The sequence below is a fragment of the Pseudomonas sp. NFXW11 genome (assembly GCF_049887815.1).
Classification (GTDB): domain Bacteria; phylum Pseudomonadota; class Gammaproteobacteria; order Pseudomonadales; family Pseudomonadaceae; genus Aquipseudomonas.
This window is the reverse complement of sequence record NZ_JAGEKI010000004.1, coordinates 127,553-144,149: the sequence shown is the minus strand read 5'-3', so window position 1 is coordinate 144,149 and position 16,597 is coordinate 127,553. Positions and strand designations below refer to the sequence as shown.

General features: G+C 63.1%; 20 protein-coding genes. 13 read left to right on the top strand and 7 right to left on the bottom strand.

The features are described from left to right. The first annotated feature begins 129 nt into the window (after nt 1–129). The 5 genes from J4P02_RS08535 (at nt 130) to J4P02_RS08515 (ending at nt 3,353) form a co-directional block, all read left to right on the top strand. A complete protein-coding gene (locus J4P02_RS08535) occupies nt 130–1,101 on the top strand; it encodes a metallophosphoesterase family protein (protein WP_426189140.1) in 972 nt (323 codons plus the stop codon). Nucleotides 1,102–1,114: 13 nt separating this feature from the next. Continuing rightward, nucleotides 1,115–1,432 carry a cupredoxin domain-containing protein gene (locus J4P02_RS08530; protein WP_426189139.1) on the top strand — a complete coding sequence of 106 codons (318 nt, stop codon included), beginning with the start codon at nt 1,115–1,117 and terminating at the stop codon, nt 1,430–1,432. Between the two features lie 206 nt (nt 1,433–1,638). After that, the gene (locus J4P02_RS08525) at nt 1,639–1,770 is read left to right on the top strand and encodes a hypothetical protein (RefSeq protein ID WP_426189138.1); all 132 of its coding nucleotides are present in this window, start codon (nt 1,639–1,641) and stop codon (nt 1,768–1,770) included. An 83-nt stretch (nt 1,771–1,853) separates the two neighbouring features. After that, nucleotides 1,854–2,036 carry a hypothetical protein gene (locus J4P02_RS08520; RefSeq protein WP_426189137.1) on the top strand — a complete coding sequence of 61 codons (183 nt, stop codon included), beginning with the start codon at nt 1,854–1,856 and terminating at the stop codon, nt 2,034–2,036. A gap of 117 nt (nt 2,037–2,153) precedes the next feature. Further along, nucleotides 2,154–3,353, top strand: a complete 1,200-nt coding sequence (locus tag J4P02_RS08515) for an MFS transporter (protein ID WP_426189136.1) — start codon at nt 2,154–2,156, stop codon at nt 3,351–3,353. On the opposite strand, the gene arfB is transcribed toward J4P02_RS08515, so the two are convergent. Both arfB and J4P02_RS08505 read right to left on the bottom strand, forming a co-directional pair. After that, complete coding sequence (gene arfB / locus J4P02_RS08510; RefSeq protein WP_426189135.1) at nt 3,350–3,763, bottom strand: alternative ribosome rescue aminoacyl-tRNA hydrolase ArfB; 414 nt, start codon at nt 3,761–3,763, stop codon at nt 3,350–3,352. The two genes, J4P02_RS08515 and arfB, sit on opposite strands and share 4 nt — an antisense overlap. An 87-nt stretch (nt 3,764–3,850) precedes the next feature. Further along, nucleotides 3,851–5,272, bottom strand: a complete 1,422-nt coding sequence (locus tag J4P02_RS08505; RefSeq protein ID WP_426189134.1) for an amino acid permease — start codon at nt 5,270–5,272, stop codon at nt 3,851–3,853. Between the two features lie 1,027 nt (nt 5,273–6,299). Between J4P02_RS08505 and J4P02_RS08500 the strand changes: the two genes are divergently transcribed. Further along, on the top strand, nt 6,300–6,437 hold the full coding sequence (locus J4P02_RS08500) for a hypothetical protein (RefSeq protein WP_178116200.1): 138 nt from the start codon (nt 6,300–6,302) through the stop codon (nt 6,435–6,437). A gap of 63 nt (nt 6,438–6,500) precedes the next feature. Beyond that, nucleotides 6,501–7,466, top strand: coding sequence for a leucyl aminopeptidase (locus J4P02_RS08495; RefSeq protein WP_426189133.1), 966 nt, complete (start codon nt 6,501–6,503; stop codon nt 7,464–7,466). 121 nt (nt 7,467–7,587) lie between these two features. On the opposite strand, the gene rluB is transcribed toward J4P02_RS08495, so the two are convergent. The 5 genes from rluB to J4P02_RS08470 all read right to left on the bottom strand — a co-directional run bounded on the left by rluB (nt 7,588) and on the right by J4P02_RS08470 (nt 12,369). Next, nucleotides 7,588–8,778 carry a 23S rRNA pseudouridine(2605) synthase RluB gene (rluB, locus tag J4P02_RS08490; RefSeq protein ID WP_426189132.1) on the bottom strand — a complete coding sequence of 397 codons (1,191 nt, stop codon included), beginning with the start codon at nt 8,776–8,778 and terminating at the stop codon, nt 7,588–7,590. A 257-nt stretch (nt 8,779–9,035) separates the two neighbouring features. Beyond that, nucleotides 9,036–10,034, bottom strand: coding sequence for an SMC-Scp complex subunit ScpB (gene scpB, locus J4P02_RS08485; protein WP_426189131.1), 999 nt, complete (start codon nt 10,032–10,034; stop codon nt 9,036–9,038). Nucleotides 10,035–10,046: 12 nt separating this feature from the next. Then, entirely contained in the window at nt 10,047–10,745 is a 699-nt protein-coding gene (locus J4P02_RS08480) for a segregation and condensation protein A (protein WP_426189478.1), read from the bottom strand. Between the two features lie 120 nt (nt 10,746–10,865). Further along, nucleotides 10,866–11,495: an L-threonylcarbamoyladenylate synthase gene (locus tag J4P02_RS08475; RefSeq protein ID WP_426189130.1), complete on the bottom strand. Its 630-nt coding sequence runs from the start codon at nt 11,493–11,495 to the stop codon at nt 10,866–10,868. 13 nt (nt 11,496–11,508) lie between these two features. After that, nucleotides 11,509–12,369 (bottom strand): PHP domain-containing protein, encoded by an 861-nt coding sequence (locus tag J4P02_RS08470; protein WP_426189129.1) that lies wholly within the window; start codon nt 12,367–12,369, stop codon nt 11,509–11,511. 87 nt (nt 12,370–12,456) lie between these two features. Here J4P02_RS08470 and J4P02_RS08465 point away from each other — a divergent pair, with 87 nt between their 5' ends. The 6 genes from J4P02_RS08465 to J4P02_RS08440 all read left to right on the top strand — a co-directional run bounded on the left by J4P02_RS08465 (nt 12,457) and on the right by J4P02_RS08440 (nt 16,521). Continuing rightward, on the top strand, nt 12,457–13,053 hold the full coding sequence (locus J4P02_RS08465) for a septation protein A (RefSeq protein WP_426189128.1): 597 nt from the start codon (nt 12,457–12,459) through the stop codon (nt 13,051–13,053). A gap of 1 nt (nt 13,054) precedes the next feature. After that, on the top strand, nt 13,055–13,354 hold the full coding sequence (locus tag J4P02_RS08460; protein ID WP_426189127.1) for a YciI family protein: 300 nt from the start codon (nt 13,055–13,057) through the stop codon (nt 13,352–13,354). Nucleotides 13,355–13,463: 109 nt separating this feature from the next. Beyond that, on the top strand, nt 13,464–13,853 hold the full coding sequence (locus tag J4P02_RS08455) for a translation initiation factor 2 (RefSeq protein WP_426189126.1): 390 nt from the start codon (nt 13,464–13,466) through the stop codon (nt 13,851–13,853). A 7-nt stretch (nt 13,854–13,860) separates the two neighbouring features. Then, nucleotides 13,861–14,538 carry a response regulator transcription factor gene (locus tag J4P02_RS08450; RefSeq protein WP_426189125.1) on the top strand — a complete coding sequence of 226 codons (678 nt, stop codon included), beginning with the start codon at nt 13,861–13,863 and terminating at the stop codon, nt 14,536–14,538. A 138-nt stretch (nt 14,539–14,676) separates the two neighbouring features. After that, nucleotides 14,677–15,114 carry a Spy/CpxP family protein refolding chaperone gene (locus J4P02_RS08445; RefSeq protein WP_426189124.1) on the top strand — a complete coding sequence of 146 codons (438 nt, stop codon included), beginning with the start codon at nt 14,677–14,679 and terminating at the stop codon, nt 15,112–15,114. A 66-nt stretch (nt 15,115–15,180) separates the two neighbouring features. Next, nucleotides 15,181–16,521, top strand: a complete 1,341-nt coding sequence (locus J4P02_RS08440) for a sensor histidine kinase (protein ID WP_426189123.1) — start codon at nt 15,181–15,183, stop codon at nt 16,519–16,521. Nucleotides 16,522–16,597: the final 76 nt, after the last annotated feature.

The following is a 16,597-nucleotide window of genomic DNA, read 5'->3' as shown; positions in this document are numbered from 1 at the left end:
CTGATAACGATGAAAACGCAGGTTTTATTCCCGCAAAGAAAAAATGGCTCTGCTGCGGAATAAAGCCCCTGGTCACGCGGTTTTACACAGGTGAGACCCATCACTGTAGACCGCTACGAGGGCAGCTCCATGGACACTCATGACAGATCGCAACCCCAGCTTACCGATGGCCCGCAAAACCCCGATCGACGCACCCTGCTCAAATGCTCGGCCTGGGCTGGCGCCGGGGTGGTCTGGGCCCTTTGCGGGGGCATTCCCCGGGCCTTCGCCCTGGACCAGAACGGCCAGACAAGCAATCCCGCAGCCCTGGCCAGCAGCTTTCACTTCGTGCAGATCAGCGACTCGCACATCGGCTTCAACAAGGAAGCCAACCCCGAGCCGGTCAAGACCCTGCAGGTAGCCATCGATAAAGTCATTGCCCTGCCCAAGACACCCGGGCTGATCTTGCACACCGGCGATATCACCCACCTTTCGCGGCCCGAGGAGTTCGACACTGCGGCACAGTTGCTCAAAGCCCTGCCGGCACCCGTGCACTACGTACCGGGCGAACACGACACCCTCGACGAAGGCGCCGGCCAGCTGTACCTGCAGCGCTACGGCAAGGGCACCAAGGGCAATGGCTGGTACAGCTTCGACCAGCAGGGCGTGCACTTCGTCGCCCTGGTCAACGTGTTCAACTTCCAGGCCGGGCGCGAAGCCAACCTGGGCGCCGAGCAACTGGCCTGGCTGGCGGATGACCTGCGGGCGGTGAGCAGCAGTACGCCGATCGTGGTCTTCACCCATATTCCGCTGTGGACCATCTACCAGCCATGGGGCTGGGGCACCGAGGACGGCGACCAGGCCATCGCCCTGCTGCGCAACTACGGCTCGGTGACCATCCTCAATGGCCATATTCACCAGGTGATCCAGAAGATCGAGGGCAACATCACCTTCCACACCGCCCGCGGTACCGCGTATCCGCAACCGGCACCCGGTGCTGCGCCAACCCCCGGGCCGATGACGGTGGCCGCCGACCAGTTGCGCAACTACCTGGGCATCACCGATGTCCTGGCCACCCAGGGCGAGCATCCGCTGGCCCTGCTCGACGCCACCCTGGCCTGAAGGTACCCGCACCATGAAGACACTCCTGCCTCTGCTGCTCCTGGGATGCCTGGCGACACCAGCCTGGGCCCAGGATGTGCAGATCGATATCCGCGAATTCATGTACCAGCCCGGGGATCTGCACGTGACCGCAGGTACTCGAGTCACCTGGGTCAATGACGACCAGATCCCCCACACCGTCGCGCAAACCAACAAGCTGTTCCGCTCTGCGGCCCTGGACACCAACGAGCGTTTTTCCTATGTCTTCGAGTCGCCCGGCACCTACGAGTACTTCTGCGCCCTGCATCCGCAGATGACTGGCAAGATCATCGTCAGCCCCGCCGAGCCCTAGCCATGAGCATGCTGCAACGCCCTCACCGGCGTTGCGGCGCCTGCGTGGGTGGAATCACCATGCAGCGGAAATTTCGCTGCACCGGGCGTCGATTCGGGGGAAATAAAAATCTTTCTGTCATTTGTGGTGCTGTATCCTGCCCAGGCTTTTTAAAAGCGCGGACCTACCCAGCGATTTAAAAAACAGACTTTGCGAGGAGCAACGATATGCACGAGATCCCGAATCTCCCCTTCCCGAGCCTGCACGAAACTGAGCAGACAACCCCGCCACAAGCCAGTGCTGACAAGCCTGTAGCCCAAGAAGCCGCCGACCGCCGCCAGGCCGACAGCGAAGACTGAGAGAGCTGTAACCAGACCGTGTGGAAAGCGCTACTCAAGCGCTTTCCACACCGCCTGAAACCTTGCAAGAGCCCCACCGCACCATGACCGACACCTTCGACGAAACCCAGGCCAACGCCCTGATCGGCACTGCACAGCAGATGATCGAGGTGTGGAATCGCCTCAGCGCGGAAAAACAGGCCGCCCTGCTGGCCCGTTTCGGCACCCAGGAAAATGCCCTGGCAGCCCTGGTGACCACCCGCTTGCTGGGGGAGCAGCACAGCTGAACCCCTGCACAGGTTCGTAAAGATCCGCACAACCCACAGATTTATCCTGCGGCCTCCTCGATCACAGCGGTATCATAAGCAGCCTATCTATCTCAGCTGTCGCAGTGGTCCCTCCCCATGCCAGATTCCCAGCGCCCCTCGGCGGTCACGCTGCAAGTCGTCTCCATCGTCCTGTTCACCTTTATCGGCTACCTGAATATCGGCATTCCCCTGGCGGTGCTGCCGGGCTATGTGCACAGCGACCTGGGCTTTGGCGCGGTGATCGCCGGGCTGGTGATCAGCGTGCAGTACCTGGCCACCTTGCTCAGCCGCCCCTACGCCGGGCGCATCATCGACAACCTGGGCTGCAAGCGGGCGGTGATGTACGGCCTGGCCGGCTGCGGCTTGAGTGGGGTGTTCATGCTGCTCTCGGCCTGGCTGCAGCACATGCCGTTGCTGAGTCTCACCAGCCTGCTGATCGGCCGCCTGGTGCTGGGCAGCGCGGAAAGCCTGGTGGGCTCGGGGGCCATTGGCTGGGGCATTGGCCGGGTTGGCGCGCCGAACACCGCCAAGGTGATTTCCTGGAACGGCATCGCCAGCTATGGCGCCCTGGCCGTGGGCGCGCCCCTGGGGGTGTGGCTGGTGAGCCAGCTGGGGCTGTGGAGCATGGGCGCGAGCATCATCTTGCTGGCGGTGTTCGGCCTGCTGCTGGCCTGGCCGAAACTCGCCGCGCCCATAGTCGCCGGTGAGCGCCTGCCGTTTATCCATGTGCTGGGCAAGGTGTTTCCCCATGGTTGCGGCCTGGCCCTGGGCTCTATCGGCTTTGGCACCATCGCCACCTTTATCACCCTGTATTACGCCACCCACCAATGGCCCAACGCGGTGCTGTGCCTGAGCCTGTTCGGCGCCAGTTTTATCGGCGCGCGACTGCTGTTCGGCAACCTGATCAACCGCCTCGGCGGCTTTCGCGTGGCGATTGCCTGCCTGTCGGTGGAAACCCTCGGCCTGTTGCTGCTGTGGCTGGCCAGCGACGCCAACTGGGCCCTGGCCGGCGCGGCGCTGAGCGGCTTTGGCTTCTCCTTGGTGTTCCCGGCACTGGGGGTGGAAGCGGTGAACCTGGTACCGGCCTCCAGCCGTGGTGCGGCGGTAGGGGCCTATTCGCTGTTTATCGATCTGTCGCTGGGCATCACCGGCCCCCTAGCCGGGGCGATTGCCGCCGGCTTCGGCTTTGCCTCGATCTTTCTGTTCGCCGCCCTCGCCGCCTGCGGGGGCCTGCTGCTGAGCCTGTACCTGTATCGCCAGGCACCCAGGCAGCGCGAGGAACGCGCGGCCGGCTAGTAGTCCACCTTGCCGCGTCCGGCCTTGATGGTGCCGCGCTTGGACTTGGTCTCCAGGCGGCGTTTCTTCGAGCCCAGGGTCGGCTTGGTGGGGCGGCGTTTCTTTTCCACCTTGATGGCCGCGAGAATCAGCTCCAGCAAACGCTCCAGGGCGTCGGCACGGTTCTGCTCCTGGGTGCGGTACTGCTGGGCCTTGATGATGACCACGCCGTCACTGGTGATGCGGCTGTCGCGCAGCGCCAGCAGACGCTCCTTATAGAAGGGCGGCAAGGACGAGGCCGGGATATCGAAACGCAGGTGCACCGCGCTGGACACCTTGTTGACGTTCTGCCCGCCAGCGCCCTGGGCGCGTATGGCGGTCAGCTCGATCTCGGCATCCGGCAGATGCACGTTGTTGGAAATCACCAGCATGGAACGGGAATCCGGGTTCAGGGCGCACAGGATACGCCATAAATGAAAAACCCGGCCGAGGCCGGGTTTTCAGGGTCGGGGCAGCGCTTACTTCAGCGCAGCGCTGGCCGTCGGCAGCGAGTGCTGGGCACTGCGCTTGTTCTTGATGACGTAGCAGACCCACATGAACACCAGCCACACCGGGATCGCGTACACCGAAACCTGGATGCCCGGAATCATCAGCATGATGCCGAGGATAAACACCACGAACGCCAGGCAGATGTAGTTGCCGTAGGGGTACCACAGGGCCTTGAACAGCGAGGTCTGGCCGGTACGGTTCATGTGCTGGCGGAACTTGAAGTGCGAGTAGCTGATCATCGCCCAGTTGATCACCAGGGTCGCCACCACTAGGGACATCAGCAGCTCCAGGGCGTGCTGCGGAATCAGGTAGTTGAGCAGCACTGCGACAAAGGTCACCACCGCCGAGGCGAGGATCGACAGCACCGGCACCCCGCGCTTGTCGATCTTGGCCAGGGCCTTGGGCGCATCGCCCTGTTCGGCCATGCCCAGCAGCATGCGGCTGTTGCAGTAGGTGCCGCTGTTGTACACCGACAACGCCGCGGTCAATACCACGAAGTTGAGGATGTGCGCCGCAGTGTTGCTGCCCAGCATCGAGAACACCTGGACGAACGGGCTGCCGCTGTAGGCATCGCCGGAAGCGTTCAGGGTCTGCAGCAGGGAGTCCCAGGGAGTCAGCGACAGCAGTACCACCAGGGCACCGATGTAGAAAATCAGGATGCGGTAGATCACCTGATTGATTGCCTTGGGGATCACGGTTTTCGGCTTGTCGGCCTCGGCCGCGGTGAAACCGAGCATTTCCAGGCCGCCGAAGGAGAACATGATGATCGCCATTGCCATCACCAAGCCGTTGACCCCGTTGGGGAAGAAGCCGCCATGGGACCAGAGGTTGCTCACCGAGGCCTGTGGGCCGCCACTGCCGCTGACCAGCAGGTAGCTGCCCAGGGCAATCATGCCGACGATGGCCGCCACCTTGATGATGGCGAACCAGAACTCAGCCTCGCCGAAGACCTTGACGTTGGCCAGGTTGATCGCATTGATCATCACGAAGAACACCGCCGCCGAGGCCCAGGTCGGCACTTCCGGCCACCAGTAGTGCACGTACTTGCCGACCGCAGTCAGCTCCGACATGCCCACCAGGATGTAGAGAATCCAGCAGTTCCAGCCCGAGAGGAAACCGGCGAAGCCACCCCAGTACTTGTGGGCGAAATGGCTGAAGGAGCCGGCCACCGGCTCTTCGACGATCATTTCCCCAAGTTGGCGCATGATCATGAAGGCAATGAAGCCGCAGATGGCGTAGCCGAGGATCATCGACGGGCCAGCGGATTTGAGCACCCCGGCCGACCCCAGGAACAAACCGGTACCGATCGCGCCACCCAGGGCGATCAGTTGAATATGGCGATTTTTCAGGCCGCGCTTGAGCTCGCCCGAATGCGAGTTTTGTCCACTCATGAAAAGGTTCTCACGCAAGGTTTGATGATAAATGCAAGACGTTGCCGCCCGGAAAGGCTTAAGCGGCGCCGATCAAACCCCAGCGCAGGCACCAGAAGTTCAGCGTTTGTCTAACGGTCATGCGTCACCTGTTTGTTTTTATCTGTGACGAAATCGAACCCACCACGCTCGTGACGCAGTGGAGTGAACAAGGTGGATAACCTTGAGTTTATGGGCCCTGCAGCGGTGTCTCCAGTGCCCTGTGGGCGAGCTGAAAAGCGCGGTCTAGGCGCCAAATGCGCGGGTACGCAATGGGGTCACAGTTAAAACGCCGCGCATTGTACACCCCTGACTCCCTCCTGCCAGACCTCGCTGTATCAGCGTGCCGGCAAGCGCAATCACGTGGGGCCGGCTCGATGCCCGGCATCGGCGGCGAAAAAGTGGAGCGACCCAGTGGGGTCGTCGCTGAAGGGGCGAAGGTCATCGCCCTTCGAAGGGAATGAGGGAAAGTCGGTTACGGCGTTCATTGCGCCTCCTTCTTGTTATGCACCTGTACGCAGGCAGGCGTGTATCTGACCCGCCTTGTCGCCCTGGAACAAGCGGGCCAGAGCCTCTGCAGCCCAACCACAGGGCAAAATTCGGAAGCTTTTCCTTACACCCAAGCAAAGTTCGCCAACCCAGGTCGGATATGGGCGTATTTCGTCAGCCATTGTTTACGCAGCGTAACGAAAACTTGCCAAGGTAGATCCCGCACAGCACCGACTGCAAATTGACGCTGCCGCAGCCCGGCCCTGAGAAAAACCTTAGCCTGCTGTTTTTCGAGAACAAATCACTCGGCCTTAAAATAGAAAATAAAGTTCAGCAGAAAATAATCTAATTATTTTTTTGCACTCCAAAAAACCCTGAACTAGGTTTCCAGCCACTTGCCAGCGGTACCCGTCGGCAAGCCCTGTGGAGCGGCCCGACCGTCAGCACCTGTCCCGTTGGTGACGGTCGGGCCGCTCCACCCAATGGACTGCTTTGCGCAATATTTTCTAGGAGAGTCACCATGCAAACACTGGAACAGGATCTGGAAACCGAGCTGCAACTGGACGACTGGTTTGAAGCGGCCACCCATGACGCCGCCGTGGAAATGATGCAGGCCGACGCCGTGGTGCCTTTCGGCACCGCCATGTGGCCGATGTAAGGCGCCCGGACCGGAGCAGGCCCTGTGCCTGCCCCGGTCACTTCTGTCCTCCAGGGAGGTTTTATGGACAACACCCGCGCCATTGGTCATTTCCTGTATTACCTCGAGCGGCATCCGGCCTTGAACGCCCAGCGCCCTTCGCAACTGGTGATCGGCCATACCGCCGAGTACCAGGCCATGGTCAGCGCCATCATCGAGCAATCCCAGCTGGCCAGCGCGCTGACGATCAACGCCCTGCGCCTGGACCTGGAACCCGCCGACACCCTGGCCCGGGCCATCGTCGACTGCGACCTGTATATCTTCTTCTACGACTCCTCGACCCTGCCCCAGCCACGCCCCGACGGCCCGGAGTTCCTCCGCCCGCTGCATGGGCTGATGGCCGAGCACTGGAAGAAATCCCTGCTGTTCAAGGATTACGGCCAGTATTTCTACGACACCTTCAGCGTCGAGCCGCAGCGCATCGCTGACCTCAACGCCAGCCTGATCCGTCGCCTGTCCCAGGCCAGCACCCTGAGCTTTCGCGATGCCCAGGGCTCGTACTTCGAAACGCCCCTGGACGGCGTGAAGAAATGGACCGACATCAACGGCGTGGGCAACTACGACCTGGCGCCGGGCGAGATCGCCACCCACAGCGATGCAATCAATGGCCAGGTGAAGTTTCTTGGCACCTTCCTCAGCACCATCCCCTTTGCCCGCAAATACGGTGTGCTGCAGCAGCCGCTGGAGCTGTGGATCGAGAATTCGAGCATTCGCCAGGTGGCCAGCCAGGTGCCTGGGCTGGTCAAGGACTTCAACAAGTACCTGGATGCCAACCCGTCGAACCGACGCATCGAGGAACTGGGCATAGGCACCAACGAGGGCATCAAGAGCCTGTACGGGCGCAACTCGGGCTTCGAGGAACGCCATTGCGGCCTGCACCTGGGGCTGGGCGGCGGCGCCAAGGGCAGCCATCACCTGGACCTGATCTTCAGCTCAGGGGTATTGGCGGTGGACAACAAGCCGGTGTTCGACGGCCAGTTCGCCTTCTAGACGCCCGCAAGGCCAACACAAGGCTCAGGAGCCCCTTCGCCGGCAAGCCGGCTCCTACGGATCAGCGGGCGAAAAAAAACGCCATCCCGAGGGATGGCGTTTTTTGTCTGCTGGCCGAGGTTTATTCCGGCTTGCGACGACCAAAACCAGGACGCTGGCCGCTACCGGCCGGAGCGCCACGGCGCTTGCCGGACGGCGCGTCCTTGTCCAGCGACAGGCTTGGGCGCTTGGACTTCGGCGCCGGCTTGGCCGGACGCTTGGTGTCCGCCGGGCGCTCGGCCACTGGCGTGCCACGCCCAGCTGCCGGACGCGGTGCCCGTGGCGCGCGCTCGCCATCCTGACGGGCCGCCGGCTTGCGCCCTGGACGCTCGCCTTCGATCTGCGGCTCACGGGGAGCGCGCGAAGTGGACGGTGCGCCATTGGCAGGACGCAGGGTACGCACCCGCTCGCCCTTGCCCATCGGCCGCGAGGATTTGCGCTGCAGACGCTCCAGCTTGTCCTTGGACTTGGCGTTGAGTTGCGGCATCGCCACCGGGGTCAGGCCGACTTCGGCGCTCAGTACGTCGACCTCGTACTGGCTCATTTCGCGCCAGCGGCCCATGGGCAGGTCGGAGTTAAGGAACACCGGGCCGAAACGCACGCGCTTCAGGCGGCTGACCACCAGGCCCTGGGATTCCCACAGACGACGCACTTCACGGTTGCGGCCTTCCATCACCACACAGTGGTACCAGTGGTTGAAGCCTTCACCACCGGGCGCTTCCTGGATATCGGTGAACTTGGCCGGGCCGTCTTCGAGCATCACCCCGGCCTTGAGGCGCGCGATCATCTCGTCGTCGACTTCGCCACGCACACGCACCGCGTACTCGCGGTCCATCTCGTAGGAAGGGTGCATCAGGCGGTTGGCCAGCTCACCGTCGGTGGTGAACATCAAGAGGCCGGTGGTGTTGATGTCCAGGCGGCCGATATTGATCCAGCGGCCTTCACGAGGGCGCGGCAGCTTGTCGAACACGGTAGGACGGCCTTCCGGGTCGTCGCGGGTGCAGATCTCGCCGTCGGGCTTGTTGTACATGATCACCCGGCGCACCGATTCGGCGGCCTCTTCGCGCTTGATCAGCTTGCCGTCGATGGCAATGGCGTCGTGCAGGTCGACACGCTGGCCAAGGCTGGCCTCGGCGCCATTGACCTTGATCCGGCCCTGGCTGATCCAGGATTCAACGTCGCGGCGCGAGCCGACGCCAATGCGCGCCAGCACTTTCTGCAGCTTTTCGCCGGCTGGACGGATTTCCTGGTCGAGTTGTTCTTTGTCGCTCATCTGGGCACCTCCCGGTGTAGCACTTCAGGCTTGAGCGGCCTGAAGCGTGGAAAACAGGTTCTGTGGCGAAGGGATCGCCAAAGGGTCGCGAATCATACGCTCATGGCGGCGGTTGCGCATCACAGACTAGTCGATCAGTCACCAGTGGAGATTTTTTCCGCCCGCCGGTGGCTGAGATCGCTCCCGTAGGAGCCGGCTTGCCGGCGAAGAAGCCCGCCAGCCGTACACCTACCTTGAAGCCAGCGCGTACGCCAAGGTCAGTCGTCCTGCAGGCGGCGTTCGTTCTCGATAGCCTCGGCCAGGGCCAGGGCTTCGGCCTCCTCTTCACTCAGTTCCGGTGTAGCAGGTTCCAGCGCAGCCACCGCCGCCAGCAACTTGGCCCGGGCCTCGGCTACCCCCAGCAGGTCTTCCTCGGCTTCGGGCTGTGCCGGGTCTTCAGGCTCGAGCGGGAATTGATCCGGGTCATCGGCAGCAATGCCCGGCTCGGCTTGCACCTCAGGCTCATCGAACAGCGGTTCCTGATCCCCGGGCTCGACCGCGCCATCACGGTGCAGATCGTCGAAGTCGGTCTTGATCCCCTGCTCCATGGAGTCCAACTCCAGCAGCAAGGTGTGGAAGCTGGTCTCGTCCTTGGGCTCTTGCGGCTCGGCGCTGGCGTCGGCCAATTGTTGCAGATGCTCGGGCACCGGGGCCTCGTCGAACTCCAGCACCGGCTCGACCTCGATTTCCCGCAGTTCCGCCAGGGGCGGCAGGTCGTCGAGGTTCTTCAGGTTGAAGTGGTCGAGAAAGGCCTTGGTGGTGGCGAACATCGCCGGTTTGCCCGGCACATCGCGATAGCCCACCACGCGAATCCACTCGCGCTCCAGCAGGGTCTTGACGATATTGCTGTTGACCGCGACGCCACGTACGTCCTCGATCTCACCACGGGTGATGGGCTGGCGATAGGCAATCAGCGCCATGGTTTCCAGCAGCGCCCGGGAGTAGCGCTGCGGCCGCTCTTCCCACAGGCGGCCGACCCAGGGGGCGTAGGTCTCGCGAATCTGCAGGCGATAGCCGGAGGCCACTTCCTTGAGCTCGAAGGCCCGTCCCTCGCAGGATTTGCCCAGCAGCGCCAGGGCCTTCTTGAAGACCGCCGGCTCCGGCCGCTCGGCCTCCTCGAACAGCTCGAACAGGCGCTCCAGGGACTGGGGTTTTCCCGAGGCCAACAGAAAGGCTTCGAGCAGGGAGGCCAGCTCGCGGGGTTCATTCAGGTTCATGATTTAAGCTCGTTATTCGGCTCGCGCCCGTACGTGGATGGCCGCAAAGGGCTCATTCTGCACCAGCTCGACCAGGGATTCCTTGACCAGCTCGAGGACCGCCATAAAGGTCACCACCACCCCCAGGCGCCCTTCCTCGGCGGTGAACAGCTCGACAAAGGGCACGAAACCGCCGCCCTTGAGCCGCTCCAGCACATCACTCATGCGCTCGCGGGTGGACAGCGCCTCACGGCTGACCTGATGGCTTTCGAACATGTCGCCACGGCGCAGCACTTCGGCCATGGACATCAGCACCTCTTCCAGGGCCACATCCGGCAACAGCTTGCGCGCCCGCGCTTCGGGAGCGTCGAGCTTGGGAACTATCACGTCGCGACCAACCCGGCTCAGGCCGTCGATGCCTTCGGCAGCGGCCTTGAAGCGTTCGTACTCCTGCAGGCGGCGGATCAGCTCGGCCCGAGGATCGTCCTCTTCTTCCTCGACCTCGGCGGAGCGTGGCAACAGCATCCGCGACTTGATCTCGGCAAGCATCGCCGCCATCACCAGGTACTCGGCGGCCAGTTCCAGGCGCACCGACTGCATCAGTTCCACGTAACCCATGTACTGGCGGGTGATCTCCGCCACCGGGATATCGAGAATATTGATGTTCTGCTTGCGGATCAGGTACAGCAGCAGGTCCAGCGGCCCTTCGAAGGCTTCGAGGAAGACTTCCAGGGCATCCGGGGGAATGTACAGGTCCAGGGGCATCTGCGTGACCGCCTGGCCGTAGACCATGGCGAATGGCAGCTCCTGCTGGGCGTCGGCCTGTTCGTCGACGGTTTCTACTGCAGACATCTAGGCCTCGGCCATGAACGGCGCAGGGTCGCCGCAGCCGACGCGAATCACTTCCGGCTCGCCATCGGCCAGGTTGATCACAGTGGAGGATTCGGTACTGCCAAAGCCGCCGTCGATGATCAGGTCCACCTGGTGCTCCAGCAGCTGGCGCATCTCGTAGGGATCACTCAGGGCCTCGGTGTCGCCGGGCATGATCAGGCTGACGCTCATCAGCGGCTCGCCCAGTTCGGCCAGCAGCGCCAGGGCGATGGGGTTGCTCGGCACCCGCAGGCCGATGGTGCGGCGCTTGGGGTGCAGCAACAGCCGCGGTACTTCCCGGGTGGCGTTGAGAATGAAGGTGTAAGGCCCTGGAATATAGGCCTTGAGTAAGCGGAAAGTGCCGGTGTCAATCTTGGCGAACAGCCCCAACTGCGAAAGGTCGCTGCAGATCAGCGCGAAGTTGTGCTTGTCGTCCAGTTGGCGCAAGCGTCGCACCCGCTCGATCGCCCCCTTGTCACCCATCTGACAGGCAATGGCGTAGGACGAATCGGTGGGGTAAATCACCACGCCACCGCCGCGAATGATCTCCACCGCCTGCTTGATCAGGCGCGGCTGCGGGTTTTCCGGATGGATCTGGAAAAATTGACTCACTGTCTCTACCTGTTCAGGCGGCAATAATGGGCTCATGTTTGAACCGACACCAAAGAGGTGGCAGATCCTCAGGAACCGGGCGGTACTCACCGATCTCGGACCAGCCTCCTGGGCCATGGAAGTCACTGCCGGCGCTGACCAGCAGTCCGAATTCACGGGCAAGGATAGCCAAACTGCCCACTTGCTCCGCAGGTTGATGGCCATTGACTACTTCAATGGCATGGCCACCGGCTTGAATATAGTCGGCAACCAGCCGGCGGCGCTTGCTGCGGGTGAAATCGTAGTGCCAGGGATGAGCCAGGCTGACCCAGGCGCCGGCCTCGCGCAGGGTGCCGACGGTCTCCTCCAGGGTCGGCCAGTGTTGCTTGACGTCCCCCAGCTTGCCGGCCCCCAGCCACTTGCGGAAAGCATCGGCGCGATCCTTGACGAAACCGGCACGCACCAGGTAATCGGCAAAATGCGGCCGCGCCGGGGCATTGCCGCTGTCCCCCAGCTCCTGCTGGATGGCCCGCGCGCCTTCAAGCGCCCCCGGCATGCCCTTGAGGGCCAGCTTGCGACTGATTTCCTCGGCCCGCAGCCAGCGCCCTTCATGCAGTTTGTCGATGGCCGCCACCAGGGCCGGGGCCCGGGTATCGAAGCCATAGCCCAGCACATGGATGGTGGCGCCGCCCCAGGTACAGGACAGCTCCACGCCATTGACCAGTTGCATGCCCAGTTGTTCGGCCGCCAGGCGTGCCTCGGCCAGGCCTTCAAGGGTGTCGTGATCGGTCAGGGCCAGGACTCGCACGCCTCTTTCAAACGCCCGCGCCACCAGAACCGCAGGCGCCAGGGCGCCGTCGGAGGCCGTACTGTGGCAGTGCAAATCAACATTCACGGGACGTTAAAACCTCGAGTCAGCTGGCGCTTTCGCTATCAGGGATGTTTGTTATTATGCCGGGACATCCTGATTCTGGCTGCCACTGTGAAACAATTCATCGATTTCATCCCGCTGTTTCTGTTCTTCATCGTCTACAAAATCGATCCTCGCGTTATCGACCTGGCCGGTCACGAAGTGACCTTGGGCGGTATCTTCAGCGCCACAGCAGTGCTGATCATCAGTTCCCTGGTGGTCTATGGCGCGCTATTCATTAGCCAGCGCAAGCTGGAAAAGAGCCAATGGCTGACCCTGATCGCCTGCCTGGTATTCGGCAGCCTGACCCTGGCCTTCCACAGTGAAACCTTCCTCAAGTGGAAAGCTCCGGTGGTCAACTGGCTGTTCGCCCTGGTCTTTATCGGCAGCCACTTCATTGGTGACCGCCTGCTGATCAAGCGCATCATGGGCCATGCCCTGACCTTGCCGGAGCCGGTCTGGACTCGCCTGAACATCGCCTGGATCGCCTTCTTCCTGTTCTGCGGCGCCGCCAACCTGTTCGTCGCCTTCACCTTCCAGAGCATCTGGGTCGACTTCAAGGTCTTCGGCAGCCTGGGCATGACCGTATTGTTCCTGGTGGGCCAGGGTGTGTACCTGTCCCGCCACCTGCATGACGCCGATCCCACTACCCCGAAAACCGAGGACTGACATGCTCTACGCCATCATTGCCACAGACTCCGCCAACTCCCTGGAAAAACGCATGGCCATGCGCCCGGCGCACCTTGAGCGGCTGCAACAGCTCAAGGCCGAGGGGCGGGTGGTACTGGCCGGCCCACACCCGGCGGTGGACAGCGAAGACCCGGGTGCTGCGGGCTTCACCGGCAGCCTGATCGTCGCCCAGTTCGACTCCCTGAGCGCAGCCCAGGCCTGGGCCGCCGCCGACCCGTTCGTGACCGCCGGCGTCTACGCCAACGTAGTGGTCAAGCCGTTCAAGCAATCGATGCCGTAAATCCCCCGGGCGCGGTGAACCTTCAAGGCTCATCGCGTTCTCAATCGCTCATTATTCTCGTTTGACTGCCGACAACCTGCCCAACACTCGATTGGAATCAGGAGTTTCGATGCGCCAAGGTCCGCTGTGCCTGTTGTTGGTCATGTTGTCGATCGGGGCCCCGGCCCTCGCCGAGGAAACACCGCTGTCCCTGAGCGCCGGTAGTCAGATCACCGAATTGCAGCAACGCTTGAAGGAAAGCGAACGCCTGCGGGAAGAACTGAGCAAGCAACTGCAAAGTGCCGATGCCGAGCGGGAAAGCCCGCAGTTGGCGCGGGTGCGCCAGGAGAACCAGCGTCTCAAGCAGCAGCTCAAGGAAACCCAGGCCAGCTCGACACCGCGTTTGCTCACCGAGCAGCAACAGTGGTTCATTACCGGCGGCGGCGTGGCCCTGATCGCCCTGCTCTGCGGTATCTTTGCCAGTGGCGGACACCGCAAGCGTCGACAATGGCTAAATTGAGTGATTCATGAGCGACCTGTTACTGATTGATGATGACCAGGAGCTGTGCGAGCTCCTGAGCAGTTGGCTGGCCCAGGAAGGCTTTCAGGTACGCGCCTGCCACGATGGCCTGAGCGCTCGCCGGGCCCTGGCCGATACGCCCCCCGCCGCGGTGGTGCTGGATGTGATGCTGCCCGACGGCAGCGGTCTGGAACTGCTCAAGCAACTGCGCAACGATCACCCGGAACTGCCGGTGCTGATGCTCTCGGCCCGCGGCGAACCCCTGGACCGCATCCTCGGCCTGGAACTGGGCGCCGACGACTACCTGGCCAAGCCTTGCGACCCCCGCGAACTCACCGCCCGCCTGCGCGCCGTATTGCGCCGCAGCCATCCGGTGGCGGCCTCCAGCCAGATGGAACTGGGCGACCTGTGCTTCAGCCCGCTGCGTGGCGTGGTCACCATCGACGATCAGGACATCAGCCTGACGGTTTCCGAAAGCCGCCTGCTGGAGGCCCTGCTCAAACAGCCGGGCGAGCCCCTGGACAAACAGGAACTGGCGCAGATCGCCCTGGGCCGCAAACTGACCCTGTACGACCGCAGCCTGGACATGCACGTGAGCAACCTGCGCAAGAAGGTCGGCCCTCACCCTGACGGTCGCCCGCGCATCGTCGCCCTGCGCAGCCGCGGTTACTACTACAGCCTGTAACCACGCCCTGCAGCTTTTGTCAGGGCGCTGGTCCCGGGTCTTTACCCAAGCTTTACCCTTCGCTGACCGCCGCTGACCTTGCCCTGGGTAACCTGAGCTCATCCGGAACTGACCGGGAATGAGACAAGGAGACACACCATGCGCAAGACCCTGATCGCTCTGATGTTCGCCGCCGCCCTGCCCACCCTGGCCATGGCCATGCCCGAAGGCAACGGCCCGATGGGGCCGATGGACGGCCCTCGGCACAGCGAGCACATGCGCGGCAAAGGCCCTTTCAGCCAGCTCGACTTGAGCCGCGAGCAACGCCAGCAGATCGGCAAGCTGATGGGCGAGCAAATGCACGAACGCAAGGCGGTGGTGGAGAAATACCTGGAAAAACTGCCTCCGGCCGAGCAGAAAGCCATGAAGGACGAACTGGCCGCCAAACAGCAGAAAACCCAGGCCGATATCCGCGCCGTGCTCAAGCCTGAACAGCAGAAAGAGTTCGACGCCATCGTCAAGAAACAGGAACAACGGCGCGCCGAATGGGCCGAGTTCAAGGCCTGGAAAGCGCAACAACCGCAAAAAGCGCAATAATGCGTTAGCCTTCCCCCAACAGCCCAGTGGCCTCCCCCACTGGGCTTTCGCGTTCGAGGAATTTCCGTGCGTTCATTGTTCTGGCGCGTCCTGGCCAGTTTCTGGCTGGCCATCGCCCTGGTTGCAGGGCTGTCGATCCTGCTCGGGCACATGCTCAATCAGGATGCCTGGATTCTCAGTCGCCACCCGGGCCTCAACAGCCTGGCCCAGGAGTGGACGCAAACCTACGAAAGCCAGGGCGAAGACGCCGCCCAGGACATCCTCCAGCAACGCAAGCGCCAGTACCATATCGATGTCCAGGTACTCAACGAGAGTGGCGACCCGGTGGTGCGCGGCACCTTTCCACGGCGCGCCGCAGCCTTCGAGGCCCGGCAGAACAACGACGACCGGCACCTGCCCTGGCGTCGCCTGACCGCGGAATACAGCAGCCCGGCCACCGGCGACACCTACCTGTTCATCTACCGCATTCCCCACCCGGAACTCGATTCCTGGCACCGCGACAGCCTGACCTGGCCCCTCAGCGCCCTGACCATCGCCCTGGTGGTACTGACCCTGTTCAGCCTGCTGGTGACCCTGTCCATCACCCGTCCCCTGAGCCGCTTGCGCGGCGCGGTGCACGACCTGGGCCAGGCCTCCTACCAGCAGAACAGCCTGGCGCGCCTGGCCAACCGCCGCGATGAATTCGGCGTGCTGGCCCGGGACTTCAACCGCATGGGCTCACGCCTGCAAAGCCTGATCGGCAGCCAGCGCCAGCTGCTGCGGGATGTTTCCCATGAACTGCGCTCGCCCCTGGCGCGCCTGCGCATCGCCCTGGCGTTGGCAGAACGCGCCGTACCCGAGGAGCGCGAGAAACTCTGGCCACGGCTGACCCGCGAATGCGATCGCCTGGAAGCGCTGATCAGCGAAATCCTGGTGCTGGCCCGGGTCGATGCGGACAACGCCAGCGCCGAAGAAGTGGACCTCAATGCCTTGCTCCTGGCCCTGCAGAAGGACGCGCACCTGGCCTGCCCGGAACAGCAGGTACGCATCGAGGCCCAGCCGCAACTGAGCCTGCGGGGCTGGCCGACCATGCTCGAACGCGCCGTGGACAACCTGCTGCGCAATGCCCAGCGCTTCAACCCCAGCGGACAGCCGATCGAGGTCCAGGCCCTGCGCCAGGGTGAGAAAATCCTGATCAGCGTGCGCGATCACGGCCCCGGCGTGAGCGCCGAGCACCTGAGCCAGCTGGGCGAACCGTTTTTCCGCGCCCCCGGGCAAAGCGCTGCGGGCCATGGCCTGGGGCTGGCCATCGCGCGCCGGGCGGCGGAACGTCACGGCGGCAGCCTGACCCTGGCCAACCACGAGCAAGGCGGTTTTATTGCCAGCCTGGAACTGCCCCTGGTGCCCGGCGCCCTGGCCCAACCCTGAAAACAGCGCGGGCAAGTCGCTGCCGGTTCATGGACCGGCAGCGGACTTGCCCGCGGAAGGCTTGCCAGGTTGTGCT